At 60.7% G+C, this 25,136-nt stretch carries 28 protein-coding genes and 1 tRNA gene; 10 read left to right on the top strand and 19 right to left on the bottom strand.

The window, feature by feature from the left end:
• Positions 1 to 89: 89 nt before the first annotated feature.
• From CFR72_RS02830 to CFR72_RS02865, 8 genes are all read right to left on the bottom strand, one after another.
• Entirely contained in the window at positions 90 to 782 is a 693-nt protein-coding gene (locus CFR72_RS02830) for a hypothetical protein (protein WP_456303975.1), read from the bottom strand.
• A 332-nt stretch (positions 783 to 1,114) separates the two neighbouring features.
• Positions 1,115 to 1,900, bottom strand: a complete 786-nt coding sequence (locus CFR72_RS02835; RefSeq protein WP_110912556.1) for an MBL fold metallo-hydrolase — start codon at positions 1,898 to 1,900, stop codon at positions 1,115 to 1,117.
• Between the two features lie 3 nt (positions 1,901 to 1,903).
• Positions 1,904 to 2,701: a TatD family hydrolase gene (locus CFR72_RS02840; RefSeq protein WP_110912557.1), complete on the bottom strand. Its 798-nt coding sequence runs from the start codon at positions 2,699 to 2,701 to the stop codon at positions 1,904 to 1,906.
• A complete protein-coding gene (metG, locus tag CFR72_RS02845) occupies positions 2,701 to 4,239 on the bottom strand; it encodes a methionine--tRNA ligase (protein WP_110912558.1) in 1,539 nt (512 codons plus the stop codon). The genes CFR72_RS02840 and metG overlap by 1 nt, the downstream gene beginning before the upstream one ends.
• Positions 4,236 to 5,204, bottom strand: a complete 969-nt coding sequence (locus CFR72_RS02850; protein ID WP_110912559.1) for a DNA polymerase III subunit delta' — start codon at positions 5,202 to 5,204, stop codon at positions 4,236 to 4,238. Before CFR72_RS02850 ends, metG begins: the two co-directional genes overlap by 4 nt.
• Entirely contained in the window at positions 5,201 to 5,851 is a 651-nt protein-coding gene (gene tmk / locus CFR72_RS02855; RefSeq protein ID WP_110912560.1) for a dTMP kinase, read from the bottom strand. The genes CFR72_RS02850 and tmk overlap by 4 nt, the downstream gene beginning before the upstream one ends.
• 4 nt (positions 5,852 to 5,855) lie before the next feature.
• Positions 5,856 to 7,115 carry a D-alanyl-D-alanine carboxypeptidase family protein gene (locus CFR72_RS02860; RefSeq protein ID WP_167400283.1) on the bottom strand — a complete coding sequence of 420 codons (1,260 nt, stop codon included), beginning with the start codon at positions 7,113 to 7,115 and terminating at the stop codon, positions 5,856 to 5,858.
• Positions 7,116 to 7,144: 29 nt separating this feature from the next.
• Positions 7,145 to 8,134, bottom strand: coding sequence for a lytic murein transglycosylase (locus CFR72_RS02865; protein WP_110912562.1), 990 nt, complete (start codon positions 8,132 to 8,134; stop codon positions 7,145 to 7,147).
• 363 nt (positions 8,135 to 8,497) lie between these two features.
• On the opposite strand from CFR72_RS02865, the gene CFR72_RS02870 reads away from it, so the two are divergent.
• Together CFR72_RS02870 and CFR72_RS02875 are read left to right on the top strand one after the other, a co-directional pair.
• On the top strand, positions 8,498 to 9,073 hold the full coding sequence (locus CFR72_RS02870) for a DedA family protein (RefSeq protein ID WP_110912563.1): 576 nt from the start codon (positions 8,498 to 8,500) through the stop codon (positions 9,071 to 9,073).
• On the top strand, positions 9,070 to 10,161 hold the full coding sequence (locus CFR72_RS02875) for an ATP-grasp domain-containing protein (RefSeq protein WP_110912564.1): 1,092 nt from the start codon (positions 9,070 to 9,072) through the stop codon (positions 10,159 to 10,161). Before CFR72_RS02870 ends, CFR72_RS02875 begins: the two co-directional genes overlap by 4 nt.
• 78 nt (positions 10,162 to 10,239) lie before the next feature.
• Here the strand turns inward: CFR72_RS02875 and CFR72_RS02880 are convergent, their stop codons facing one another.
• Positions 10,240 to 10,704 carry an MlaD family protein gene (locus tag CFR72_RS02880; protein WP_110912565.1) on the bottom strand — a complete coding sequence of 155 codons (465 nt, stop codon included), beginning with the start codon at positions 10,702 to 10,704 and terminating at the stop codon, positions 10,240 to 10,242.
• A gap of 93 nt (positions 10,705 to 10,797) precedes the next feature.
• On the opposite strand from CFR72_RS02880, the gene CFR72_RS02885 reads away from it, so the two are divergent.
• Both CFR72_RS02885 and CFR72_RS02890 read left to right on the top strand, forming a co-directional pair.
• Positions 10,798 to 11,640: an undecaprenyl-diphosphate phosphatase gene (locus tag CFR72_RS02885; RefSeq protein WP_110912566.1), complete on the top strand. Its 843-nt coding sequence runs from the start codon at positions 10,798 to 10,800 to the stop codon at positions 11,638 to 11,640.
• 9 nt (positions 11,641 to 11,649) lie between these two features.
• Entirely contained in the window at positions 11,650 to 12,417 is a 768-nt protein-coding gene (locus CFR72_RS02890) for a GDSL-type esterase/lipase family protein (RefSeq protein ID WP_244182145.1), read from the top strand.
• Here the strand turns inward: CFR72_RS02890 and CFR72_RS02895 are convergent.
• A complete protein-coding gene (locus CFR72_RS02895) occupies positions 12,399 to 13,628 on the bottom strand; it encodes a mechanosensitive ion channel family protein (protein WP_110912568.1) in 1,230 nt (409 codons plus the stop codon). The genes CFR72_RS02890 and CFR72_RS02895 overlap by 19 nt on opposite strands.
• Positions 13,629 to 13,794: 166 nt before the next feature.
• Here CFR72_RS02895 and CFR72_RS02900 point away from each other — a divergent pair.
• Positions 13,795 to 13,869 (top strand) — tRNA-Met (locus CFR72_RS02900).
• A 406-nt stretch (positions 13,870 to 14,275) separates the two neighbouring features.
• Here the strand turns inward: CFR72_RS02900 and CFR72_RS02905 are convergent.
• Positions 14,276 to 14,509, bottom strand: coding sequence for a hypothetical protein (locus tag CFR72_RS02905; RefSeq protein WP_227744373.1), 234 nt, complete (start codon positions 14,507 to 14,509; stop codon positions 14,276 to 14,278).
• 286 nt (positions 14,510 to 14,795) lie between these two features.
• Here CFR72_RS02905 and CFR72_RS02910 point away from each other — a divergent pair, with 286 nt between their 5' ends.
• Positions 14,796 to 15,353, top strand: a complete 558-nt coding sequence (locus tag CFR72_RS02910; RefSeq protein WP_110912569.1) for a hypothetical protein — start codon at positions 14,796 to 14,798, stop codon at positions 15,351 to 15,353.
• Positions 15,354 to 15,395: 42 nt separating this feature from the next.
• Here CFR72_RS02910 and CFR72_RS02915 read toward each other — a convergent pair whose 3' ends face one another.
• Positions 15,396 to 16,487: a glycosyltransferase family protein gene (locus CFR72_RS02915; RefSeq protein WP_110912570.1), complete on the bottom strand. Its 1,092-nt coding sequence runs from the start codon at positions 16,485 to 16,487 to the stop codon at positions 15,396 to 15,398.
• Between the two features lie 133 nt (positions 16,488 to 16,620).
• Between CFR72_RS02915 and CFR72_RS17450 the strand changes: the two genes are divergently transcribed.
• Both CFR72_RS17450 and CFR72_RS02925 read left to right on the top strand, forming a co-directional pair.
• A complete protein-coding gene (locus CFR72_RS17450) occupies positions 16,621 to 16,836 on the top strand; it encodes a hypothetical protein (RefSeq protein ID WP_167400284.1) in 216 nt (71 codons plus the stop codon).
• Positions 16,837 to 17,148: 312 nt separating this feature from the next.
• On the top strand, positions 17,149 to 17,532 hold the full coding sequence (locus CFR72_RS02925; protein ID WP_167400285.1) for a hypothetical protein: 384 nt from the start codon (positions 17,149 to 17,151) through the stop codon (positions 17,530 to 17,532).
• Between the two features lie 74 nt (positions 17,533 to 17,606).
• On the opposite strand, the gene CFR72_RS02930 is transcribed toward CFR72_RS02925, so the two are convergent.
• The 3 genes from CFR72_RS02930 to CFR72_RS02940 form a co-directional block, all read right to left on the bottom strand.
• On the bottom strand, positions 17,607 to 17,876 hold the full coding sequence (locus tag CFR72_RS02930) for a hypothetical protein (protein ID WP_110912573.1): 270 nt from the start codon (positions 17,874 to 17,876) through the stop codon (positions 17,607 to 17,609).
• A 299-nt stretch (positions 17,877 to 18,175) separates the two neighbouring features.
• A complete protein-coding gene (locus tag CFR72_RS02935; protein ID WP_110912574.1) occupies positions 18,176 to 18,346 on the bottom strand; it encodes a CsbD family protein in 171 nt (56 codons plus the stop codon).
• Between the two features lie 134 nt (positions 18,347 to 18,480).
• Complete coding sequence (locus CFR72_RS02940; protein WP_110912575.1) at positions 18,481 to 19,878, bottom strand: sugar porter family MFS transporter; 1,398 nt, start codon at positions 19,876 to 19,878, stop codon at positions 18,481 to 18,483.
• 213 nt (positions 19,879 to 20,091) lie between these two features.
• On the opposite strand from CFR72_RS02940, the gene CFR72_RS02945 reads away from it, so the two are divergent.
• The gene (locus CFR72_RS02945) at positions 20,092 to 21,420 is read left to right on the top strand and encodes a DUF6056 family protein (protein WP_110912576.1); all 1,329 of its coding nucleotides are present in this window, start codon (positions 20,092 to 20,094) and stop codon (positions 21,418 to 21,420) included.
• 112 nt (positions 21,421 to 21,532) lie between these two features.
• Here CFR72_RS02945 and CFR72_RS17935 read toward each other — a convergent pair whose 3' ends face one another.
• Positions 21,533 to 21,874, bottom strand: a complete 342-nt coding sequence (locus tag CFR72_RS17935; RefSeq protein ID WP_244182146.1) for a hypothetical protein — start codon at positions 21,872 to 21,874, stop codon at positions 21,533 to 21,535.
• A 105-nt stretch (positions 21,875 to 21,979) separates the two neighbouring features.
• On the opposite strand from CFR72_RS17935, the gene CFR72_RS02955 reads away from it, so the two are divergent.
• On the top strand, positions 21,980 to 22,165 hold the full coding sequence (locus CFR72_RS02955) for a hypothetical protein (protein ID WP_110912577.1): 186 nt from the start codon (positions 21,980 to 21,982) through the stop codon (positions 22,163 to 22,165).
• Between the two features lie 90 nt (positions 22,166 to 22,255).
• Here CFR72_RS02955 and CFR72_RS02960 read toward each other — a convergent pair whose 3' ends face one another.
• From CFR72_RS02960 to metC, 3 genes are all read right to left on the bottom strand, one after another.
• Entirely contained in the window at positions 22,256 to 22,558 is a 303-nt protein-coding gene (locus CFR72_RS02960; protein WP_110912578.1) for a hypothetical protein, read from the bottom strand.
• Between the two features lie 184 nt (positions 22,559 to 22,742).
• The gene (gene adhP / locus CFR72_RS02965; RefSeq protein WP_244182158.1) at positions 22,743 to 23,723 is read right to left on the bottom strand and encodes an alcohol dehydrogenase AdhP; all 981 of its coding nucleotides are present in this window, start codon (positions 23,721 to 23,723) and stop codon (positions 22,743 to 22,745) included.
• A 163-nt stretch (positions 23,724 to 23,886) separates the two neighbouring features.
• Positions 23,887 to 25,113: a cystathionine beta-lyase gene (metC, locus tag CFR72_RS02970; RefSeq protein WP_110912579.1), complete on the bottom strand. Its 1,227-nt coding sequence runs from the start codon at positions 25,111 to 25,113 to the stop codon at positions 23,887 to 23,889.
• Positions 25,114 to 25,136: the final 23 nt, after the last annotated feature.

The raw sequence follows: 25,136 nt of genomic DNA on the forward strand, positions 1-25,136 counted from the left end.
TAGTCGTTAAACAGGCTCAGACCATGGATCCAAAACACGGAGAAGAAAAAATGATCTCGCAGTGAAAGTGGCCATTGACGTGAAACTCCTCATGTGAGGGCCGAGACATCCTGGTTGTTGTCATCCCCCGGTTCCGTCTTGGCGATCGCGATCTGGCGCAGGCGGGAGGGATGGAGTTTCACCACGCTGAAGCGTGACAGGTCGCCATCGAATTCCTCCAGCCGCTTGATGGCCCACGGACTGGCAATCCCCGTCAGCAGGCGTCGCGGGATGCCGTACTGCTTTTCCAGCGCCGGACCCATGCGTTCGGGATCGAACAGGCCAAGCGGGCTTTCAAAGACCGGGCTGATCTCGCGCCCGGCCTTGAGTGCATAGATCGGCTCCTTCTCCATCAGCGCCTTGAGCCGTTCGCCAAGTGACGATTTGCCGCCACCCACCGGCCCCAGCAGGTAGAGGATCTGCTTGCGTTCCTCCAGTCCCTGTGCCGCGTGGCGGAAGAAGCCCACGATCTGCTCGATCGTTTCCTCCATTCCGTAGAAATCGGAAAAAGCGGGATAGATCCGCACGGTGCGGTTCATGAAGATGCGCGACAGGCGCGGGTCGCGTGACGTGTCGATCGTCTCGGCCTCTCCGATCGCGCTGAGCATGCGTTCCGCCGCCGTGGCATAGCAGGAGGGATCGGCCTTGCAGTGTTCGAGGTAGTCGGACAGCCCCATTTCGACTTCGCGGTGTTCGTCGCGCATTGCCGTCGCAAGGGAGAAGACATTGAACTCATTGGCCATCAGCAGATTTCTCCGAAATCAGCAGGGTTCGGGGTGAACCATAGGATGAGTATGCGTCGTATCTTGTGCCTGTACCCCTTCATGCGGGGGGAAGTGTCAGCAACCTGTCATTGTGGTCTGGTGATGATGAACACGACCGATCGCCTGCATGGGCGTGGTATCGTGAGGCCGGGCGGTATTGCCCTGATATAACCTAGTGATTTCGTCACCCCGTAAACAACGGGTCCCGATGTGCAGGATCGGCCCGTCCGTTTACGCTATCGCCGTGGATGCGCCGGATTCAACCTAAATCTTCATGATGAACCATTGGTAGGCCCGGCGTCATGCAGGCGTCAGGTTCGCAGGACCAGTCCGTCATGCGCGGCCTCGATCCCATCGGGCAGGTGCTTCTGCATCCAGCCCCAGTCCATGTCCGGCCCCATGTGGGTCAGCACGGTACGGCGCGGGCGGATGCGTTCGCGCCATTCGATCACGCGTTCCAGCCAGCCATGGGAAACATGGGTCGTGCGCTGGAAACAGCCAACCACCCACGTATCGACGCCGTGGAGGATATCAAGCGCCGCATCATCAAGTTCCGCGACATCGGTGCAGTACGCCATCGGCCCCACGCGCAGGCCAAGCGTCAGGGTGCGGCCATGTACCTGCCTGAAAACACGCACATTCATGCCGGCGATCACGACTTCGCTGCCGGCCTCGATGACATTGGGGGTCAGGACCGGGCGATAGAACGATGGCGGCGTCCACGGACGGAAGACGTAATCGAAGCGCGTCATCAGTTCGTCGATGACGTCGCGTGTGCCATAGGCGGGAATCGGGCGGCCCATGATGCGGTTGATCGCCCGCAATTCATCAAGCCCCGCGATATGGTCCGCATGGGCATGGGTATAGAGGACCGCATCCACACGTGAGATATGCTGCGCCAGCATCTGCGCGCGCAGGTCCGGCCCCGTATCGACCAGCAGCGCATTGCCCGCATCATCGCGCAGCAGCACGGAGGAGCGCAGGCGGATGTTGCGTGGCTCACGCGGGTCACATTCCCCCCATTCCCCTGCCCCGTCCGGCCCGCCGACCATCGGCACGCCAGCAGAACCACCGCACCCCAGAATGGTCATTTCCATGGCTCAGGCCGCCCTGGTGAATAGGCGGTGGAAATTGGCGGTGGTCAACGCGGCGAATGCGTCATCCTCCATTCCCCGCAATTCAGCCACGACACGCGCCGTATGCGCGACATAGCCCGGTTCGTTGCGCTTGCCCCGCTTTGGCACGGGGGCCAGGAACGGGGCATCCGTCTCCACCAGAAGCCGTTCGGCCGGGATCTCCGCCGCGACCGCGCGCACCGATTCCGCACGTCCGAAGGTCGCAATGCCGGAGAAACTGATATACCCGCCAAGTTCGACCGCCGTGCGCGCCAGTTCCGGGCCGGAGGAAAAGCAGTGGACCAGGAACGGGAACGCGCCCTTTTCCTCATGCTCGTGGCGCAGGATGGACATCATGTCCTCATCCGCGTCACGGGTGTGGATCACCAGCGGCAGGCCCGTCTGCCGCGCCGCGTCGATATTGGCGCGGAAACTCTCCTGCTGGCGGGGGCGGATTTCAGGCTTGCCGTGGAAATAGTCCAGACCGCTTTCGCCGATCCCGATGACGCAATCCTCATGCGTCTGGGCGATGATGTCACCTGCCGTCGGGACGGGCGTTTCATCAACATGGTCGGGATGGGTCCCCACCGTGCACCAGACGCGCACGTTATCGGAATCAAAGCCGGCAAGCCGCTTCTGCTCCGCCGCGCGGGACAGGCGCGTGCCGATCGTGACAAGCCCGCTGACCCCTGCCGCGCGGGCGCGCGACAGAAGGTCGGGCAGTTCCTCGTCCGAGAAATGGTCGAGGTGGCAGTGGGAGTCCGTAAGGCCTGTGCGCGCCATCACTGGGCTTCCGGCTCGACAAAGCGGGGGAACACGCCCTTGGGCGTAGGCAGCGCCCGACCAGCCGGCAGGGGGGTGTCAAGGGCTGCGAAATTGCGCTCCGTCGCCTCCACGCCCAACTGGGTCAGCATGGCGTCCATGCTACCGGGCATGTAGGGCTGGAGCACGGTGGCGACGGTGCGCAGCACATCGGCCAGCACGCGCAGCACATCGGCCATCCGCTGCTGGTCGGTCTTTTTCAGCGCCCATGGGGCCTGATGGTCGATATAGGCGTTGCTGGCGCGGATCACCTTCCACACTTCCTCCAGCGCATCCGTCAGCGCCTGGCGGTCGATCTGCCCATGCATGATGTCCGGCAGCAGGCTGGCCTGCGCCAGCAGTGCGGTATCCTCCGCCGTGGGGGTGCCGCGTTCGGGCAGCATGCCGCCACAGTTGCGCGCGATCTGCGACAGGGTGCGCTGCGCAAGGTTGCCGAGGTCGTTGGCGAGTTCGACATTCATGCGCGTGATGATGGCCTTGCGATTGATGTCGCTGTCGCCGCCAAACGGCATTTCACGCATCAGGAAGAAGCGGACCGGATCAAGGCCGAATTCCGCCACAAGGTCACGCGGGTCAAGCACGTTGCCCAGCGACTTGCTCATCTTCTGTCCCGCGATGGTCCACCACCCATGGGAGAACACACGGTCAGGCAGCGGCAGCCCCGCCCCCATCAGCAGCGCGGGCCAGTAGATGGCATGGAAGCGCAGGATGTCCTTGCCCACCAGATGCAGGTTCGGTGGCCAGAAGTCCCATCGCGGCGCGCTTTCATCGGGATAGCCCACGGCGGAGAGGTAATTGGCCAGCGCATCGACCCAGACATACATCACATGCTTCGGGTCGCCCGGCACGGGGATGCCCCAGTTGAAGCTGGTCCTGCTGATGGACAGGTCACGCAGGCCGCCGCGTACGAAGCTGATGACCTCGTTACGGCGGCTTGAGGGTTCCACGAATCCCGGATGGGTTTCGTACAGTTCCAGCAGCCTGTCCTGAAATTTGGACAGGCTGAAGAAATAGGACGGCTCCTTCACCCATTCCACCGGCGCGCCGGTAGGCGCCGTGCGCGTGCCGTCAGGTCCGGTGACCAGTTCTTCTTCCTGATAGAAACATTCGTCGCGCAGCGCGTACCATCCCTCATATGCGCCGAGGTAGATATGGCCGTTTTCCTCCAGCTTCTTCCACAATGCCGACGCCCCCGCAGCATGGCGGGGTTCCGTCGTGCGGATGAAGTCATCATAGGAGATGGCCATCTTGTCATACATGTCACGGAAGTCCGCTGCGACACGGTTGGCCAGTTCGATCGGGGCCACGCCCGCGGCCTGTGCCGCCTGCTCCACTTTCTGTCCATGCTCGTCAGTGCCGGTCAGGAAGAAGACGTCAAAACCCGCCAGCCGCTTGAAACGCGCGATCACATCCGCCGCGACGGAGGTATAGGCGTGTCCGATATGGGGCGCCCCATTCACATAATAGATCGGTGTCGTGACGTAATAGCGCCGTGTCATATTGCATTCACCCGCGCAAGCGCCGAAAGGAGCGCCTGCTGCTTATCCAGATTGAAATTTTCGCACTCCTCGCGCAGCCGGACCAGATCCTGCCATGCGCCCGCCATGCGTTCGGGGCGTGTATCGCGTGGCTGCCCTTCGTGCCATGGTCCGTTGAGGAGTTCACGTGTCCTTACCGATATGGCATCGCACAGCAGATCGAAAAAGACCGGAAAGCCATTTTCCGATTCCATGATGCGGCCCGCGATACGATAGGCCTCCCTGCCATGGGCCTGTCCCTGCATCACCTCTTCCACCAGCCCATACAGCTTCAGCGCGTCCTTCTGCAGCAGTGACAGCGCCCGCCCCGCAGAGCCGTGCGACAGCGCGATGACCTTTTCGATATCCTCCCCGCCATAGCCGTCCTCTACGATGTCCGTCAGGACCGCGCGCAGTTCGTGCGGCGGCAGCGGGGCAAGGTCCAGCGTGCGGCAACGGCTGCGGATGGTCGGCAGCAGGCGCCCCGGCGCGGCGCAGGTCAGGATCAGGATCGCGCCTGTGGGCGGTTCCTCCAGGATTTTCAGGATGGCGTTCGCGGCCGTGCGGTTCATGTATTCCGCGCCATCGACGATCACGACCCGCCATCCGCCCTCGGCCGCGGTGCGGCGCAGGAAGGCGCCGATCGGACGCACGTCATCACCGACGATTTCGCGGCGCTGGCGACGGGTCTTTTCATCCACGCTGCGTCCGACCACCAGCAGGTCCGCATGTGTCCCGGCGGTGACGCGCCGGCCGACCGCGCTGCCATGGTCCTGCGCATTGAGCAGGGCGCGCGCCATCATGAACGCCATCGTCGCCTTGCCGATCCCTTCGACCCCGGTCAGCAGCCAGGCGTGATGCAGGCGGCCCGAGCGCATCACCGATACGAACTGCTGCCATGCCGCCCCGTGCCCGTGCAGGCGTGTGCGTTCGCGCGGGGTGGTCATGTTCCCTCCTGCGGCATCGGCAGGCGGGTTGTGACATAGCCCGCGATGACCCGCGCCAGAATATCGGGCGGCAGGGTCGCATCGAGCGTGATGCATCGATCCGGTTCGTGCCGGGCGATGGCGGCAAAGCCTTCGGCCACGCGGGCATGGAACGCCTCGGTCGCGGCTTCGTAACGGTCGGGACGGTTGCCGCGCGCGCGCAGGCGTTCACGCGCCACGGCGCGGGGGATGTCAAGGATGAAGGTCAGGTCGGGGACCACACCCGTCTGCTGGCGCAGCGACGCGATGAGGGCGAGGATATCGTGATCCCCTGCCCCCCTGCCATATCCCTGGTAGGCTTCGGTGGAATCGGTGAAGCGGTCGGAAATGACGATCTTCCCCGCCTCCAGCGCGGGACGGATCAGGTGATCGACATGGTCGTAGCGCGCGCTGAAATGCATCAGTGTCTCGGCGCGCAGCGACAGGTCGTGTTTTCCGAACAGCAGCAGGTCGCGTATGGCCTCGGCCCCCGGCGTGCCGCCGGGTTCGCGTGTCATGACGACACGCCCTGATGGCACGATGGTGGCCAGATGCTGTTGCAGCAGGCGGACCTGTGTCGATTTTCCGGCCCCTTCCCCCCCTTCGAACGTAATGAACATTCCCGCCATGGGTTCAGTGATGCCCCAGCTTCTGTCCCAGCACGGCGGAGGCCCGGCCGAACAGGCCAAGCCGCGCCACGTCGGCGCCCGCCACCAGCGGCACCGTGATGTCGGCCAGTCCGGTGTTCGAGATCACAAGCTGTCCCAGTGGCTGCCCCGTCACGATTGGCGCGGGTACCGGGCTTTTGTAATCCAGTACGACATGCACGCGGTTCTGCCATCCGTGCGGCAGCGTCAGCAGCACGTCGCGCGTGACCACCAGCGGCACGGTCGGGGCATGGCCCAGCCAGACCGGGGCGTTGTCGATGACCGCGCCGTTATGCGTCAGCGTGGCGTTCTCGAAGTTGACGAAGCCCCATTCCAGCAACCGCTCCCCCTCGAACGCGCGGGCGTTGCTGGATGGCAGGCCGTTGATGGCCATGACGATCCGGTTTCCGTTGCGTTCCGAACTGGCGCACAGGCCGTATCCGCCCGCGTCCGTGTGGCCGGTCTTCAGCCCGTCGGCAATGCCCTTGACCACCAGCGCGTTGCGGTTTTCCTGCGAAATCTTGTTATAGCGAAACACTTTTTCCGCAAAGAAATGGTAATATTCAGGGAAATCGTGGATCAGGTGCATGGCGATGGTGGTGACGTCGCGCGCGGACATGTAATGCCCGTCGGCGGGCCAGCCAGTCGCGTTCATGAAATGCGAGTTGGCCATGCCAAGCTGCGCCGCCTGTGCGTTCATCAGGGAAACGAACTGGGATTCCGAACCGGCCACCCCTTCGGCAAGGACGATGCATGCATCATTGCCCGACTGGATCACCATTCCCTGGATCAGGTCGGAAACCAGTACCTCCCCCTGCAGGGGGACGAACATCTTCGACCCCTGCATCCGCCATGCCTTTTCACTGACCGGCAGGGACTGGTCGAGTTTCAGCCGTCCCGCACGCAGCATCCCGAAGACGACATAGGCCGTCATCATCTTCGTCAGTGATGACGGCGGCATGCGCTCATCGGCCGCCTTTTCCAGCAGCACCGCCCCGGTGGTGTAATCCACGATGCACGCCCATCGCGCGGGCGTATCGACCGGGCCGATCAGGCTGTTGGCGGGGGACGCGGGTACGGCGGACGCATCCGCACCCGCGTTCGCGGGGGCTGCCCCGGCCGGCGCGGGGCGGTGCCTGCGCGCGGCCAGTGCCCGTCCCGCAGGCAGCAGCGCAAGCGCGCTGGCTGCGCCCGACAGGATCGCGCGACGTGTGGGATTACGGCCCGGCGCGGCGGCCCGAAGCATGTCTGTGCGAAGCGGTGCGTGTCCTGATGTCATGTAATCTCGTTACCCAGAAGCCCTACGGCCAGTGCATAGAAATCCGACGGATTATAGCGGCGGATTGCGTTAAAATTACGATAGACCATGAAGGATTCGCCCCCCACCCCATCGGGGCGCAGGATCGCGCCACGCATGTCCGTGCGGGGGAATGCGCTGCCATCGACCTGCCGCACCCCGGCGTTCATCCATTCCTGCAATGTCCTGCTCTGCGCACGGCCCAGCATGGACTGGGGCAGCGTGTCGGGCACCGTGACCTGCTGTCCCCATGGTTCGTCGCTGACCCATCCCGACTGCGAAAGGTAGCTGGCGATGGAGCCGAAGACATCGGCCGTGGAATGCCAGATGTCACGCCGCCCGTCGCCATCCATGTCCACGGCATAGCGCAGGTAGGCGCTGGGCATGAACTGCGGCTGTCCCATGGCGCCCGCGTAACTGCCGATCATCTGTTCGGGCGCGATATCCCCCATCCCGAGGATGCGCAGCGCCTTCATGAGTTCGTCGTGAAAGAATTTGGCCCGTCGCCCGTCATACGCCAGCGTGCACAGCGCATCGATGACGCCAAACGTGCCCATATGCGCGCCATAGCCGGATTCCAGCCCCCATATGCCCGCGATGGCCGCCTGCGCCACGTTATAGCGTGTCAGCGCCTGGTCCAGCAGCGCGCGCTGCGCCATGACGGCCGCGCGACCGTCCGATATCTTGCGCGCGGTAATGACGCGCTGGCGGTACTGGGCCCAGGTCAGGTGGAATTCCGGCTGCGTGCGGTCCAGCCTGATGACCTGCGCATTGGGGGTGGACAGGTTCAGGGCCCGCTGGAGGATCCCGGCATCAATCCCCTGCCGAATCGCATCCTCGCGCACGCCCGCGACGAACGTGGCATAGTCCTGTGCACGCGCGCGGGCGCTGCGTGGACGCAGGACGGATGTCATGGCCCCGGTGGACAGGGTGGCGGCGGACAGCAGGAATGCGCGACGTACAAGCATTGTGATGCTCTGCCACGGAGGCGGGGTGGTTTCAATCCTCGACGCCCCATTGGGGACTGTTTCTGCCGTGCGCTGTGGCGGGGGGACACAATCGGATAACAACTTCGGGTTTGTCCGTATCGTCGAAGCATGCAACAAGGTCGCCACGGCACGGTTATATGCAGGGGCCGTTGTTGCGGGGACGCACGGGGGCCGCGCAGGGGGCGGTATTGCCCTGCCTGCCGTCTGTCGCCTGCGATATGCCGCGTCATGTCGTTTCCGTGGCGTGCATGGCCCGCATCGCGCATGAGTTGAAAGAGGCTTGTCAGTTATTGGTCACACTCCCCCCACTTTTCCTGTCATGCGTGCGTTAGCGGGCCGGAGATGTCCCTATCCCTGACTTCCATCCTTGCCGCGGCAGGTGCCTCCCCCCTGTTGCAGGGGCTGGCCATCATCGTAGGCACGTTCATTCTGGAGGACGCGGCGACAATCGTGACCGCCATGCAGGTGCAGACGGGACATGTCGACCTGCCGGTGGCGCTGGTGGCGCTGTATATCGGCATCGTGGTGGGGGATATCGGGCTTTACGGGCTTGGCTATCTTGCCGCGTGCTGGCCGCCTGCGCGCCGGTGGGTCACGCTGCCGAATGTGGAGCATGAAGGCCACTGGTTCGACCGCAACGTCTTTCGCATCGTCTTCATCAGCAGGTTCATCCCCGGCGCGCGCCTGCCGCTCTATACCGCCTGTGGTTTCTTCCGTGCGCGTCTCGGCCTGTTCTGTGTCGCCGCCGTGCTGGCGACCCTGATCTGGACGACGCTGCTGTTCGCCGTTTCCCTGCGTGTCGGACAGTTCCTGATTTCCCACCTGGGGACCTGGAAATGGCTGGGGCTGGCGGGATTCATCGTGACCATCTTTCTCATCAGCCGTACCATTGCCCGATTGCAAGGCCAATCCCGATGACCGACATGTCCACCCTCTCCGCTCCCGCCCGTCCTGAAAAGGCGCCCTCCCCCCTGTCCATGTTCGAATTCTGGCCGGGGTGGATCTTCTATACCCCGGTGGTGATGTACTGGATCATCATGGGCCTGCGCTATCGCGACGTCAGCCTGCCCACCGCCGCCAACCCGCGTATCGAGACCGGCGGCCTGTGCGGGGAGAGCAAGAGTTCGATCCTCAACATGGCGGGAGAGACCGCGCGCCGCTGGATCGCGCCCTATACGATGGTGGAGACCGGGCGCAACGACACCGCCCGCGCCCTGCAGGCGATGGAACATGCGGGCCTGTCCTTTCCCGTGGTGCTCAAGCCCGACATCGGCTGCAACGGCACCGGGGTCAAGCTGGTGGGCGATGCCGCGGCGCTGACGCAGGCACTGGCCGCATTCCCGCGCCGTGTCTCGCTGATGCTGCAGCGCCTCATCCCCTATTCATACGAAGTCGGGATTTTCTATATCCGCCACCCTGACGAGGCGCATGGACGCATCACCTCCATGACCTACAAGGAAGTGCCGGTCCTTGTCGGCGACGGGCGCTCCACGGTGGAGGAACTGCTGCATGCGGACCCGCGCACCCGCCTGGTGCCCCAGATCTATGTCCCGCGCCTGCGTGAACGTCTGGCGCAGGTGCCTGCCGCGGGCGAGACCCTGCCCCTCGTCTTTACCGGCAATCATTGCAAGGGGGCGATTTTCCATAACTGCACGGCCGATGTGACGCCCGAACTCGAAGCGCGGATCGACGGGATCATGCACGATATTCCCGATTTCCATTTCGGGCGTATCGACGTGAAGGCCGAATCCGCAGCCTCGCTGCTGCGGGGGGAGAAATTCGAGATCATCGAGATCAATGGCGTGGGTTCCGAAGCCACCCATATCTGGGATTCGCGCACGACCCTGCGTGAAGCCTATGCCGCGCAGTTCATGCATTATCGTGAAACATTCCGCATCGGTGCGAAGAAACGCAGCGCGGGATGGAAGCCCAGTGGCGCGATGACCATGCTGCGCTGCTGGCTGCGTCAGCGCAGGCTGCTGTCGTCCTATCCCATGAACGACTAAACGGCCTTCCGGCGGGGCTGCCTTTTCAACGAAGCACTATTGCGTGACGCTTCCTCATGATTCCCGTTCGCGGAGGGGTCATGAAGGATCGGAAGGCAGCCCGCCATTGCCAAAGATGTAATTGCTGACCTGCTGTTCCAGGCTGACAGGTTCATGGGTGTCGGTAATGACGGCGTTGGGGGCCAGCGCTGTCGTGCTGTCGCCCGCGCGCACCATCAGCGCCATGTCGGCCGTCAGTGACGGACTGCCGATGGAAAGGCTTGTATTCGCAGGAAGGTTGACGGCACGATCCACGGTGAAGCCCACATTCGCCATATAGGTGGTGGGATCCAGTGTGATGGAGGTGACGCGCCCGACCGAGACCCCGCCCAGTTCGACATCCGCGCCCACCTTGAGCCCGTTTGCGGAAATGAACCGCGCCGTCAGCGGGCGCCCTGCCGTATCCGGCCCCATCTGGGAGGCGCGGGCATAGGCACAGAACCCCGCAGCCACCAGCAGCACCAGGCCGCTGGAAATGATCGCGCCGCTTCTTTCCCTTGCCATGACGGTCCTTTGCCCATTTATGTATCGCGGCGATGGCACCGGCCATCGCACCCAGACGTTGTACCAGTCTAATTCGCCACGGATATCCCGACAATGACACTCCTGCAGGCAATCATCATTGCAATCATCCAGGGGGCGACCGAACTGTTCCCTGTCAGCAGCCTTGGGCATGCCGCCATCGTGCCCGCACTCCTGCACTGGTCGGTGGACCTGCATGGGGACATGTTCCTGCCGTTTCTGGTCATGCTGCATCTGGGAACCGCCACTGCCCTGCTGCTGTTTTTCTGGGGGGACTGGCGTGCCCTGCTGTCGGGGGCGTCGGGGCGCGATGGTGTGCAGCGGCAGATCGAAAGCGTGCGCATCTTCATCCTGCTCGGTGTTGCGACCGTGCCGGCGGTGATCGTCGGGGGCCTGTTTGAACACATGATCCGCCACCTGTTCGGTACCGCGCGCTATGCGGCGATTTTCCTGACGCTGAATGGTGCGATGCTGCTGTTGACGGAACGTATCAAGGGGCGCGGGACCGACAGCGTGCTGGGCCGCCCCATCGCCTCTCTGGGCATGGGGGAAGCCGTCATGATCGGCCTGTGCCAGTGCCTTGCATTCTTCCCCGGCATTTCCCGGTCCGGCGCCTGTATCGTCGGCGGCCTGCTCAGTCGGCTGTCGCATGAAAATGCGGCGCGTTTTTCGTTCCTGATGGCGCAGCCGGTCATCCTGATGGCCACGGTCAAGGAAGCGTTCGAGATGCGGCATGTCACGCTGGAACCCGGACAACTGGAAACAGCCGGTATTGCGGCGGTCGTGGCCGCCATTGTCGCGCTGTTCAGTACCGCCATCCTGATGCGGTATTTCCATGACCATGAAAAATGGGCGCTGCAGCCTTTTGGCTATTACTGCATCGCCATGGGGGTCTTTTCGTTCATCTATCTGGGCTGAGGAAGGGGCGTGCCGATATTGCAGGAGCATGACGTCAACCCGGCCATTCGTGCCGTCCCGCGCATGGAGGTCGCGTGGTGGCGGGAACGGTTTTGGCACAAGCAGCGTCATATCCGCCATGACATCAGTGATCTGGTCTGGTTCGGGGATTCCATCACCCATAACTGGGAACGCCGGGGGCCACCGGCATGGCAGGACTTTGCCCCGGTGTGGCAGGCATATTATGGCGACCGCCGGGCGCTCAACCTCGGGTTTCGTGGGGATGACACGCGAAACCTCCTGTGGCGCATGGAACATGGCGAACTGGAATTCCGCCGGGCCCCGCGCGTTTTTGTCGTGCTGATCGGGGTCAACAACCTCGGGCATCTCCGGCAATGCGCAGGACAGGCCGCAGGCGGAATCCGCCGCATTGTCGAACGCATACACCGCACCTTCCCCGACAGCGCCATCCTCCTGCCCGGTATCCTGCCCTCGCTACGCTCCGCATGGGTCACATCGCAGACACATACGCTGAACCGGATGTTGCGTGCCTTTGCCGCCGTGCGTGGGCGGTGGCTGCATTACGTTGACCTTGCCGGGTGCCTGCAAACGGATGGCAGGGTTGATGCGGACCTGTTCATGGATCCGCTTTTGTCGCCGCCCGCCCTGCCGCTGCATCCGGTCGCCATGGCGCAGGCGCGGATCGCACGGTGTCTGGAACCCCTCATATGCGGGCTGCTGGGCGATTACCCGCACCATTTCCCGTCCCGTCCGGCGGCTTATTGGGGCGCTCCCTGACCCTGCCCCTGTGTGCCGGGGGCGGATGTTCCGCCCTGCCCCGGCCCGTGATAGGCCCCCGGGGGCGGCCGGTCGATCGGGGGTGAGAGCATCATGCCCTCATGCATGCCCCCCTGCCCCGAGGCCGAGGTGACATAGGCCAGGCGTTCACGCGGCAGGGCCTCGGGGCATTCATCGCGCAGGAAGGCGATGATCTGTTCACGTATTTCGCATCGCAGGTCCCAGCTTTGCATCGCGGAGCGCGCGCTGGCGATGACGCGGATGGTCATGACCTGCGCATTGCAGTCCGCGACCTGCACGTCGAACACCTTTCCATCCCACAGCGGGGCCGCATGCACGATTTCACGCAGGCGTTCGCGGATGCGGTCCATCGGCGCATGAAAGTCCACATACAGGAACACCACGCCGATCAGGGCCGCGGAATTATGGGTCCAGTTCTGGAACGTGTTTTCAAGGAAGTATGAAATCGGCACGATATGCCGCCGCCAGTCCCACACCCGCAGCACGACATAGGTGGAGGTGATTTCCTCCACCCAGGCCCAGTCGCCGTTGATGATGATCAGATCCTCCATGCGGATGGGCTGTGTCATGGCGATCTGCATGCCCGCGAACAGATTGGTCAGCAGCGGGCGGGCCGCCAGACCCACCACAAGCGACGCCGCACCGGCGGAGGCAAACAGGCTCAGCCCGTACTGGCGCACCGGCTCGAACGTCATGAGCGAGGCGCCAACCGTCAGCAGCCCGATCAGCAGGTCGGCCGTCCGGCGCAGCATGCGCACCTGCGTCATGTGCGTGCGCAGCAGGATGTCGTCCTTGTCGTTCTTGTCATTGATCCGGGCGAGGTACGCCTCCGACAGGATGCGCGTGGCGACGACCGCGGCATATCCCAGCATCAGCACGAACAGCACGAGCAGCGTGTGCGTCGTGGCCTGGATCATTTCATAAGGCAGGCCGGATGCCGGCAGCGCCGTGCCGACAAACAGCACGACCAGCATGATGCGCACCGGGCGCTGCATGGCCATGGTGAAGGTGCGGATGAACGCGCCGCGTTTCTGGCCCGGGATTCGCAGGACGAGTTTTGTGAAAAAGCGGCTGAAAAGTTCCGCCATCAGGCCGGCGGCACAGAGCATGAGGATGGAGGAGACGGGTCCAGGTAACCACCCGAAAAGATTTTTTAGGTCAGTAAGTACGGTAATGAATTCGTTTTTCACGAATGAATCTCAGCTTCTCTCTTATATATCCGGGGGTATGCCACGCATATCGTGCACGCAGCAGCAATGCGACCCTGCGGCCTGAATTCTTTTACAGGAGAATCATGGCGATAACGGGTTGACTTCTCCCTTCGGTGGGGATATTTCGCACACATCCTAACGCGATGGCGGCGTAGCTCAGCGGTAGAGCAGGGGAATCATAATCCCTTGGTCGGCGGTTCAAATCCGTCCGCCGCTACCATCCGCGTTAGGATTGATTTTCCTAGAAAAATTGCGGTTACTCCTCGCTCTCAACAGTCTGTCTGTTGTGTGGGGTTTGGCACATTGCTTTTCCCCTGTTTAGCACTCCCTTGCTATTGCGCTGTGGCACATCATTTCCCCTTGTTCTGGCACCCGTCATCTGGACGGTAACACACCGTCCTTTGCCTGCGCGTCGCGCGTTTATTGCGTCCGGATCATGCCACGCGTATATCTGCGATCCCTGGCTGGACGGGGTCGTTTTCCAGTCCGGACCAGACCGGGGCATGGTCCGTCGATGGAAAATATCGATTTTTCCCACCTTATCATAAAAGCGCGCCTGATGGCGCTTCAGGCGCGCTGAAAAATATCCTGATGTGGATATGATGGCTTTTCCAATGGCGGGCCGCTCAGGACAGGCCCTTACGGTCTGTCGTCGCCATCGCGTGCGAAGCCAGGAACCGGAACTGCGCCTGCTCCTCGGGATAGGCGGGAATGCCCTGCAGGGCATGGGACATCTTCCGGTGGTTTCTGAAACTGCCGCGCCGTTCCCACGGACGGTCGGGATGCTGCTGGTTCCAGATGCTCATCGCCAGCAGTTCAAGCTCGGGACTGGTCGTTCCCGGATCAGACTTCGTCGTCATATCCACCTCCCTGTGCATATCCTTGTGCATGTGCGGTGTTGGGGCGTTGGAACTTTCACGAGGTATCTGTGATATTGCATCGCTGCCTGCCTTCAACGCATCATGCCCGCGTGGGTTCGGCCTTCATGTTTTCGTGTCTGCCGGCGCGTCGGCAACGCCGCGAAGGGAGTGGCCGGGCGAACGGATATTGACTGGTTGCGAAACGGCAGCAAAATCAATGCGGGTGTCATCAACCACCATCATGCAGCAACCCTTTTGACGAGATGGGGCGAAGGAGCCCTCTGCCATGTCCTCTTTCTCTTTGTGCAAGATGTTTCTGGCAAGTGCATGCAGCCTGCTGGTGACATGGGAGATCGCCGGCACGTCCCCGGCGATGGCGCAGGAGGCGGCGCGTCATGGCCCCACGGCGGAACAGAAGGCCGAACTGGAACGCGCGGTGCATGACGCGGTCCAGCATGACATGCAGACCGTGGCGCAGTATCCCCTGCCCAAGGATTTTTTTGCCCGCATACTGCCACTGATGCAGCAGATCGAGCAGGCCCACCTTTCCCCGCCCACCACGACGCCCAACACCACGCTGGCGATGACCATCCGCCGAACCGAAGCCATGCAGCAGCTTCAGCCGATCCTCCAGCGCTATGGCATGACGGCGCGCGACTTTGTCATGGGGATTACGTGCTTCGGCATGACCGAAGCGCTGCTGCAGGAACATTCCAAAGCGCATGGGGAACTGCCGCACCTTAATCCGGCCAATATCAGCCTGATCAAGGAGCATGACGGGCAGGCGCAGGAACTGATCCAGATGATGAGCGCCGAGGATGAGGAGGAAGAACGCGCCCTGTAACCCGTCCGGTACGAAATAGCCCCTGCCCTTTCGCGGTATGGGTCAGGCCTGATCGCCAGCCTGCACCTCCTCGGTAAGCAGCACGGCGCCGCCGGGGGCGGAGGTCGCATCTTTCCTGCGGAATTGCAGGTATTTTTCCCTCAGGCGGTCTTTTACATGCCTGGCCCTGATGCAGGTGGCCGGTGGCAGGCAGGACAGGCCGTATTCGATTACGCCCATGTTTTTCACGAAACAGGACTGCCTGCGAAACCATGGTACGAGCCCGGATGCCGTGACAGATGTCAGCAGATCGGGGGGAAGCCGGATTGCGACATCGCGGCCAAGCAGCAGGCGGCGCAGGAATACGAAATAGGTATCGTGGGCCGCCCCTTTTTCCTCCCACGGCTTGGATGTCAGCGCCGCATGGAGGATGAGCGGGGTATGCCCCTGGAAACGGCATTCCAGCGTATGTGGATCCTGCGTTTCCAGAAAACGGAAATCCCAGCGATAGACCTGTTTTTCAATGGGAGCGAGTGAGACTGCATCCGTTTCATATTCGCTCATCAGGATGGCATTGAGGGCGTCCTGATCCGACTGGGCCGTGGGCGAATCCCATTCGCTGCCTTCCTGGTAGGTCGGGTGGGAATGTATGGCCTCACATGCCTGCCACCAGCGTTCCAGCAGGTGAGGCCAGCGGTCGGTGGAAAAGGCCACGAACCCGGAACAGACATAGACCTGGCGGCGTGGGGGACGCTTCAGTGCAAAGATCTCCTCCCACTGGGCATACCACCGGTCGTCGATCGGGTTGGGAAAGGCGCAGATCCCCCCCCGCCGCGCCTGTGCGATCAGGGGGGCGAGCGATCCGGTCACGATCATGTCGGAATCAATAATTACGGCGATACCGGTTGCATTGGCGATATGGGCAAAGGCCTTGTACTGGCCCGGGTTCCTGATTTTCGCCGGATCAAGGGCAATAAGTTCTACCTGCCCGCAGGTCGCAAGCACCGCTTTCTGCGCCGGGGTCAGGCCGCAGTCCCCAACCCGGATGGTCTGGGTATGGCCGGTAAGGATCAGGGAATTGATCAGGGCGACAAGACCGGGGAAATACGAGGCATTGCTTATTGTATAAAAGCAGACATCATCATCCGTCGCCATGTCTGTTCCCTTTGTTTATATGTATTTGAAATGAAAACGTCCGTTTTGATCATGTCCCCGGAGGAGTTATATTTTTGGAAGTGGTATCTGTGGCGAAAACAGACATCCCAGCGCGATACCTGCCAAGAAAAGGATGACCATCATTGTGGTCAGCATGGCGTTTCTTCGCTCCAGAGGTGTGCCAAACGGCGGCTTAAGGCTTTTATCGGCCAAGGGCGGTGGTTCACCACTTTTCTTGAAATTGTTGCTCATCGGGCCTGCCTTGATTGGAAGTTTTGCCCGTCAACGTCATCTGTATGCTAAAAGTTTCCCGATATTCGGGAATATAATTGAGGATGTGGAATTTTAATTAATATAATTAATTAAGAATTATTTGCATATATTATGATCCCATCCCGGCCTTACGGGAGGAGGCACCTGCTGTCCGTTCACCGGGAAATATCCCGACGCGTTGCCCCTTTCCGGCATGCTGCGTGCCTGATCCGCCGCGCAGGCGTTTTGTAGCGGATTATAGATTGAGTGGTCTGGTTATTTTCCACAGAGACGGCTATGCCTCCTGTGTCGTTCCTTGCTTGATTTTCACATGGGCCTGTCAATGAAACACCGGTTACGAAACACCATCGTCACACCTTGTTCCAAATGGGTGGCGGCCATCGGCATCATGGTGGCTCTTGCTGGCTGTTCACACAACAAACCCTTCAACCGTGGGCCTTATCTGGCTTATGGGCTGGGGCCGAATACGGCTTATGTTCCGGTCGAACCTTACAATGCCGCGGAAAATATCCGGCGTGCGCTGGCGTGCAACAATCCCAGCACCAAGCCCTTCATGCGTCGCGACCTGCAGGAAGACCGGTTCATCATTTCAAATGCGGTTCTGCCGGGAACGACCAAAAGCTACGAAATCGTTGCGGCATGGTCGTTTACCGGGACATTGGTGCATATCAATTCGTCCGAGGCCGTGCCCACGGTTGTCAGTACCATCAGTGACTATGCAAAGCAGGGTGCAACCTGCCCTGCTGCGGCCCTGCCGAAAACCAGCAACTGATCTGGTCCCTGCCGCAACGCGCAAAAGGGGGCGTGACAAGACACGCCCCCCAGGATGTCAGATTTTTTGTTGTTTCAGGCGGATGGGTGTCTTGCCGCCGGATAGGCCGCATGCTGGATGCAGGTGGCCGCCATCAGGTGCCCATTGGTAAATGGCTGTATGCAGGGTTCGTCTGCGGGACATGTTCCCAGCGTGTCGCACTGACTGTCCTCGGCCGCGGCCTTCTGCACGACGCCGAGCAGTCTGGCCTGCTGCATGGGTGTCAACATTTCCACCGCCGCCGCAAGGGCGTGTTCAAGGCCAGAGATATGGGCCTCATAGACCAGGATCTGTCTGGCAGACATGGGAGCGGTTTTTTTTTCAGTCATGGTGTTTATTGCCCCTGAGATATGGGTCGTCAGGCACGACCCATAATTTTCGTTACCTACCATAACTGTAATCGACGCATCCTGCATGTGAAAATCACCATGTCACCATGTATGATCTTCTGGCGGGAGGCGTTTAATACAGTATTTTTGATATAGCAAAAAAATTATTAATACAGGTTAACATGCAGCGTTCCGCAGGGGGAGCACATTATTGTCATCCTGACGGGGCAGTATTGTGTTTTGACAGGTGCAGGATCTCCCTGCCCTGCCGCAGGTCAGTAGGCCGATGGCCGACTGGACGCGACTTTCTGCGCGTGGCCTTTCATTTCCTGCGCGATGCCACTGCGTGCGATTTTCCGGCTTCCCGTCACGTAACCGATTTCCTGCTTCAGTTGCCCGGCAATGATATTGGCCGTGCTGAAAACAATGTTCTTGAAATTCGTCATATAGTTATCCTCATCCGAGCATGACAATACGGCTCAGCACCCCGTACAGGAGGTGCGGGACGCACAGAAACATACCGCATATCAGGCATGCAAGGAGTAAATGAGGAACGGGATACGAACGAAATAATTGAAATCTATCGACCGATATTGCGCAACTTTTTTCCGGAAAGAAGGTTGGTTTCGATGGTTTCCAACGGGACATCCCGGGTTTCGGGAACAAACATCAGCGTAAACACGATGAAGACAACATTCATGAGGGCAAAGCCGGCGAATGTCTGGCCAAAGCCGATGACGGAGACAATGCTCAGGAAAGTGTTACTGACGATCCAGTCCGCCCACCAGTTGGCCAGCGTGGAACAGCCAACGCCAAAGTCCCTGCCCTCCAGCGGCTGGATCTCGGAACACAGGGTCCAGACCAGCGGGCCGGCCCCAAGGCCAAATCCGCCAACAAAGGTCAGCAATGCCGCCAGCAGGCACAGTGTCGCGGCGATGCTCGAAAGGTGAAGGCCGGTGATTACCGCGGCAACAGCCAGCGAAACCGCCATGATTGCGGCACTTGCACAAAGCAGTGGACGTCTGCCCCACCGGTTGACCAGAAAGATCGCGGCAATACCGACAACGGTGTTGATGACACCGATCAGGACAGTCGCCCAGGCCGCGCCAGACGTGCCGAAATGGGCGTTTTGCAGGATTTTCGGGGTATAGTACATGACGATATTGATCCCCGTCAGTTGCTGCATGACCTGAAGGCAGATGCCCAGCATGACGGAGCGACGGAAGTTTGGCTGCTGACGCAGCAGTTTCAGGCCGCTTGTCCGTCCCTTTCCGGTTTCGGCCTTGATGCTGGCGAACTCCGCATCGGCCTCCTCCGGGGTGTCACGCAGGGCGCGCAGGACGGTTCGGGCCTTTGCATCCTGCCCGCGTGCGATCAGCCATGATGGACTGGGCGGCAGGAGGAAGCATCCGATAAACAGAAGTGCTGCCGGCAGCATGGGCATGCTGACCATCCATCGCCAGTGCCCTCCGGAGGACAGGATGCCGCCTGCCAGATATCCGGCAAGGATGCCCGCAGATTGCAGCATGGAAAATGTTGAAACCATGCTGCCCCGCAGGTGGCCGGACATGGTTTCGGAAATATATAGCGGGGCGGTGAAGGTGCAGATGCCAATGGCAACGCCGATCAGCAGGCGTCCGGTCAGGATCTGCGGAATCCCCATGGCGTTGGCGCACAGGCATGCCCCTGCGAACATCAGCACCATGGCAGCCGTCAGCACCGTCCGTCGTCCGAAACGTGCGGAAAACGTCCCCGCCCCCAGCGATCCGACCGACGCGCCGAGCATCAGGACCGATACGATCCATTCCTGATCGCGCGTGGAGGCCCGGAAATCCATTCCGATAAACCCCAGCGCCTGGGAAATCAGGCCCGTATCAAGCCCGACCAGAAGGCCGGCGCAGGCCGTGATCAGGCCCGCACGAAAGGCTTTCCGCCCTGATGGTGATGGGGGGACTGGTGTTGCTGCGGTGGGAATCACGTTCCGTTTTCCTCCCGGCCGGGATGTTTCTGACGTCTATGTTGACGTCATAATGACCGATACGGCATCCATCCATGATGCAACACCGGGGCATGTCTTTTTCTGTCCGGTTTTCAGGGGAAAGTCATCGCATCCATGCGATGGCGGGTTATGGACGCATACGACGCCAGCGCACGGGCCATTATGGAGATGGGGCCATGCAGGAAGGATTTCATGAAAAATACGGATCTCGTGCGCTTCATGACCGCAGACAGGGCAAAGCTTTGTGCTTTGGGAATGATTTTTTTGTTTTCCCTATGGGCCAATATTGTGACCCCGTTATGGGCAGATGATTATTGTCGGACCATTCCGGTCGATCTGAAGAATACGTTTCATATTGTATATGGAAATTATTTTTACTGGACTGGAAGATATTTCACGACACTGATTACATTTCTGGTGCTCGAATTTCATTCCTATGGATCAATTTTCATATTTGATGTCCTGAATGCGCTTGTTTTCTGCGTTCTTGTCCATAATGTCTGCATGATATGCAGGGATACTGCTGATCCGGACAGGGACATGACAGCCGGATTTGCGGATATCATATTTGTATTCCTGGCCATCTGGTGGATACCACGCGATATTTCCGAAGTGGCACTCTGGAAGACCGGGGCGATCGGCTATCTGTGGCCCGTGACGGGGGAATTGTGGATCCTGCGACAGGTCCTTGCCCGACGCCTGCCGTCTGGTGTCCTTGCCTGTGGCTTTGCTTTTTTTATTGCAACATTTCTGGAACCCCTCTCCCTGCTGATGAGCATGGTGCTGATCGCTTTCGGAATCAGTCGCCATCGGGACGGAAGGCCAGTCGCCTGCCTCTTCATCGGGTTCCATCTGCTTGGCACGTTGTTTCTGTGGCTTGCGCCGGGGAATTATGTTCGCGCACGCACGATGGAGCATGACACGATCGTCAACCGTCTTGATGGTGTGCTGGGCAATGTCGGAAGCCTGTTCGATCTGTACTGGATCCCGTTTGTCATCATCCTGCTCCTCTGCCACGTTGCGGTGGTAAAGGACGGAGGACAATGGTCCCGATCATGGAAAAAAATCGGGACATTTGCGGCACTTTCCCTGATCTACATGATGATATTGCTGCTGTTCCCGCGATCGTCGCTTGCCGCAAGGGTATCTTTTCCTGCCAGCATCTATCTGGTCTGCATATTGGCAACATTGTTCATCAATCGCCCGATGCCTGCAGGCGTGCGCAACCGGATGCTGGGGGCGGGAATTGCTGGTCTGGCCATCTGGCACATGTGGGTATGCGTGCCGGACCTGCTGGCACTCGCGCATGTCAGCGCCATGTGGAACCGGCAGACTGCCACGCATAGCGCGGGGTTCGAAGACGTCACCCTGCCCCGCGTGACCATGGGACCACGGCACAAACTTCTTTATGTGCACAAGGATATCCTGTTTGTGGGGATTTCACCGGATCCGCACAACATGATGAATGTCTGTTTCGCGCGTGCGCTGGGCGTCAAGAGTGTTCATTCCACATCGGAATGAACATTCCTGCTGGTTGACGGGACAATGGTGGAAGAAGGAACATCGCCTTTTTGCAAAAAGACGGTGCCCAGGGAGACTTATGTTCTGTCAGCAGGTGATGGATAGGCAGTCCCTATCGGGATTCAGGGGCTGCGCCTGCATCCGGTGCGGCAGGTTGCGGCTGTGTTTCTTCCTGGTTTTTCTGTGCTGCTGCGGCCTTGCGGGCATTATGGCGCCGTACCATGCCGGCAGCACAGCCTGCGGCAGCGCCTCTTTTGGCATGGCCGCTTCCGACGAAATGCCCGGCGACGCCACCGGCCATGCCGCCCTTGATACAGCCGCCCGGCTCGGCATGGCTGATTGCAGGGGAAAGCAGGAACCCGCAGACGAGTAACGGAAATGCAAGACGGTAATGGTTCATCGAGGTGTTTCCCAATCTGTTCAGAGGTAAATAGTGGGACCTGGTTCGCTTCATGCTGGATGTGACAGTTCCGTTTTCCCGGTATGCGGGGATAACAGTTGTCAGCGGCAGGGTTCCCTTCCATCGTGAATTATCTCAACAAAGGAAAGGAACCTGTTGATGAGTAAGGAACCGTCGGAAGCCATTCATGCCGCACTGATTCATGCGGCGGCAGTCCTGACCGCAGCAAAGAAGGAAGTGATTGAAAAGGCCTCCCCCACCGAGGTGAAGGCACATTTCAAGTCATTCCTGCACACGCTCGAAACCGGGTGGCGGGAGCATGAAGCCGGCGATCATCACAAATAAGGTATGAAGTGAGGCGGCATCCGCAGGTTATATCCTGTGGATGCCGCCCTGCCCCATCAGGCAGCCTGATGCGGCATTCAGTCGGCGGGATTATTTGCCCGTAAAAAACTTGTTCATGTCCGAACCGGTCTTGTGGCTCCAGCGGTCCATCTTGTGCCCGGTCTCGTGGCTCCAGTTATCCAGCGTCTTTCCGGTCCTGTTGCCCCAGTTCTTGACGTGCTGCGTATCCTGCGCGGCTTCGTCATGCGCCGCGTGGCCCGTATGGTCTATTTTCTTTCCCGCCACGCACGCATCATAATCCGAAGAATTGGTGCATTCATCGGCCAGTGCCGGTAAAGAGGAAATGCCCGTCAGGCCAATAATTCCCAGTCCAATAAGTAATGATTTTCTCATATTTCCCAATATCCATCCTGTCGTATGGATATCCGCCGAAAACAGTCAGGCACGACAGGCAGATATCCTGCCCGCGCATGAAACGCGGGGCCGCGATAACTTATCCCCTTCCGTCATGGATTTGTTTTCCGTGACGAAAGGGTCTGTGTTTTCAACGTCGGGTGCGTCCTGGGGTTGCATATACTCAGTTACGAAAATCCAGAACAATCCGTCCCGCGACCTTTCCGTGCTGCAACCGGTCGAAAATATCGTTGATGTTTTCCAGTTTGTCGGCCGCAACGACGGTCGAGACCTTCCCTTCGGTAAAGAAGGACATCGCCTCGATCATGTCGAGGCGCGTACCGACGATGGAGCCACGTACCGTCGTGCCATTCATGACCATGTCGAAAATCGAGATCGGGAATTCCCCCGGCGGCAGGCCGTTGAGGACAATGGTCCCGCCCCGCCGGGCATAGCCGATGGCCTGGGTGAAGGCCGTGTTGGAGACGGCCGTGACCAGGACGCCATGCGTGCCGCCGGTTTTCTGCTGGATATAGGCGACCGGGTCGGTGGTGCGCGCATTGACGGTCACGCTGGCGCCGAGCCTGCGGGCCTCGGCCAGTTTCCCGTCATCAATGTCCACCGCCGCGACATTCAGGCCCATGGCGACCGCGTACTGGATGGCCATCTGACCCAGTCCCCCCGCGCCGGAAATGGCGACCCATTCGCCCGCGCGCGTGTCGGTCATCTTCAGGCCCTTGTACACCGTCAGTCCGGCACACAGGACAGGCGCCGTGCGGATCGGGTCGATGTCCTTGGGCAGGTGCGCGACATAGTTCGGGTCGGCCACGACATATTCGGCAAAGCACCCGTTGACCGAATATCCCGTATCTTCCTGCTTCTCACACAGGGTTTCCCATCCACCCAGACAGTGTTCGCAATGTCCGCAGGCCGAATACAGCCACGGCACACCGACGACGTCGCCGGTCTTGATCCAGTCAACCGCGGCGCCGACTTCCACGACATGGCCGATCCCCTCATGCCCGGGGATGAAGGGCGGTTTCGGTTTGGTGGGCCAGTCGCCACGCGCGGCGTGCAGGTCTGTATGGCACACGCCACAGGCATCGACCTTCACCAGAATCTGGTTGGGGCGGATCGAGGGGATATCGAGTTCCTCGATGCTCAGGGGTTTTCAGAATTCGCGGACAACCGCTGCTTTCATCTTACCGGCCATTTCACTACCTCATCACTGATGCGTGTGCCGCCCCATGGGGCGTGGATCACTGCTTCTGCCACAATGGCAGGGCAGCCTTCGGGGTGCATTGACATGTATCAGTATGAACGCACGCTCAGCCCTCCCCTTTCGCCAGTCCGTCCAGCCCCTGCGCCAGATCGGCGATCAGGTCCTGCGTCTCCTCCAGCCCGATATGGATGCGAAAGGTCGGGCCTGCCTGCGTCACGCTGTCGCATGAACGGGTGATGCCCCGCGTCGTTGGCAGCACCAGGCTTTCATATCCGCCCCATGAGGCGCCGATGCCAAACATCCGCAGCGAATCAATCATGCGTTCCATCTGCGCCAGCGTGAATTCGGGGCGCAGGACAACCCCGAACAGGGAGGACGCGCCCGAAAAATCCCGTTTCCAGAATGTGTGTCCGGGGCATGACGGCAATGCGGGATGCAGCACCCGGCTAACCTCTGGCCGGGACTGCAGCCACACGGCGACATCGATCGCCGACTGGGACTGCCGCTCCTGACGCACGGGCAGGGTCCGTATCCCCCGCAGCGTCAGGGCGCAGTCGTCCGGTCCCGCGACCTGCCCGCTCTGGATGGCGGTGTCGCGCAGAAGACGCCAGTCCGCCTCGTTCCCGACGGAAACGGCGCCGATCACCGTATCGGCGTGGCCCGCGGGATATTTGGTCAGGGCCTGGATCGAAATGTCCGCACCATGGCGGAATGGCTGGAAGATGCCGATCCCCCATGTATTGTCCACGATCAGGCGCGCGCCATGCCCGTGGGCCACGCGCGCCAGCATGGGGATGTCCTGCACCTCGAACGAATGGCTGCCGGGACTTTCGGTCAGGATGACGCCCGTCTCCGCCCGGCACATGCGGCGCAGGTCTTCCTCGCTCGCGCATGGCGGGAAGTAGGAGATGTCCACGCCAAAGCGGCGCAGCACCTTTTCCGCGAAGCGCCGCGTGGGGCCATAGACGGAATCGGACATCAGGCAGTGGCTGCCAGCATCAAGGAACGCCAGCAGGGGCAGCATGCACGCCGCAAGGCCGGAGGGCGCGATCTGGGTATGTGCCGCACCTTCGATCGTGGCGATCGCCTGTTCCAGCCGATACTGCAGCGGTGTTCCCATCGCGCCATAGATCAGTTCGTCATCATAGCGTTTGCGCCCGGCCTCCTCCATCGCCTCAAGCGAGGAGAACAGCACGGTTGACCCGCGTGCGACCGGCGGGTTGACGAAGACGCCCTGCCCGCCCTGCGGCACATCGCGCGCCACCCGCACCGCAAGCGACGCCATCTCCCGCCAGCCGCGGGAGACGGCATGGCGCAGGTTTTCATGATCCATCGGTATGTTTCCCTCGCCCGTTT

It is taken from the genome of Gluconacetobacter entanii (assembly GCF_003206495.1).
GTDB lineage: Bacteria > Pseudomonadota > Alphaproteobacteria > Acetobacterales > Acetobacteraceae > Novacetimonas > Novacetimonas entanii.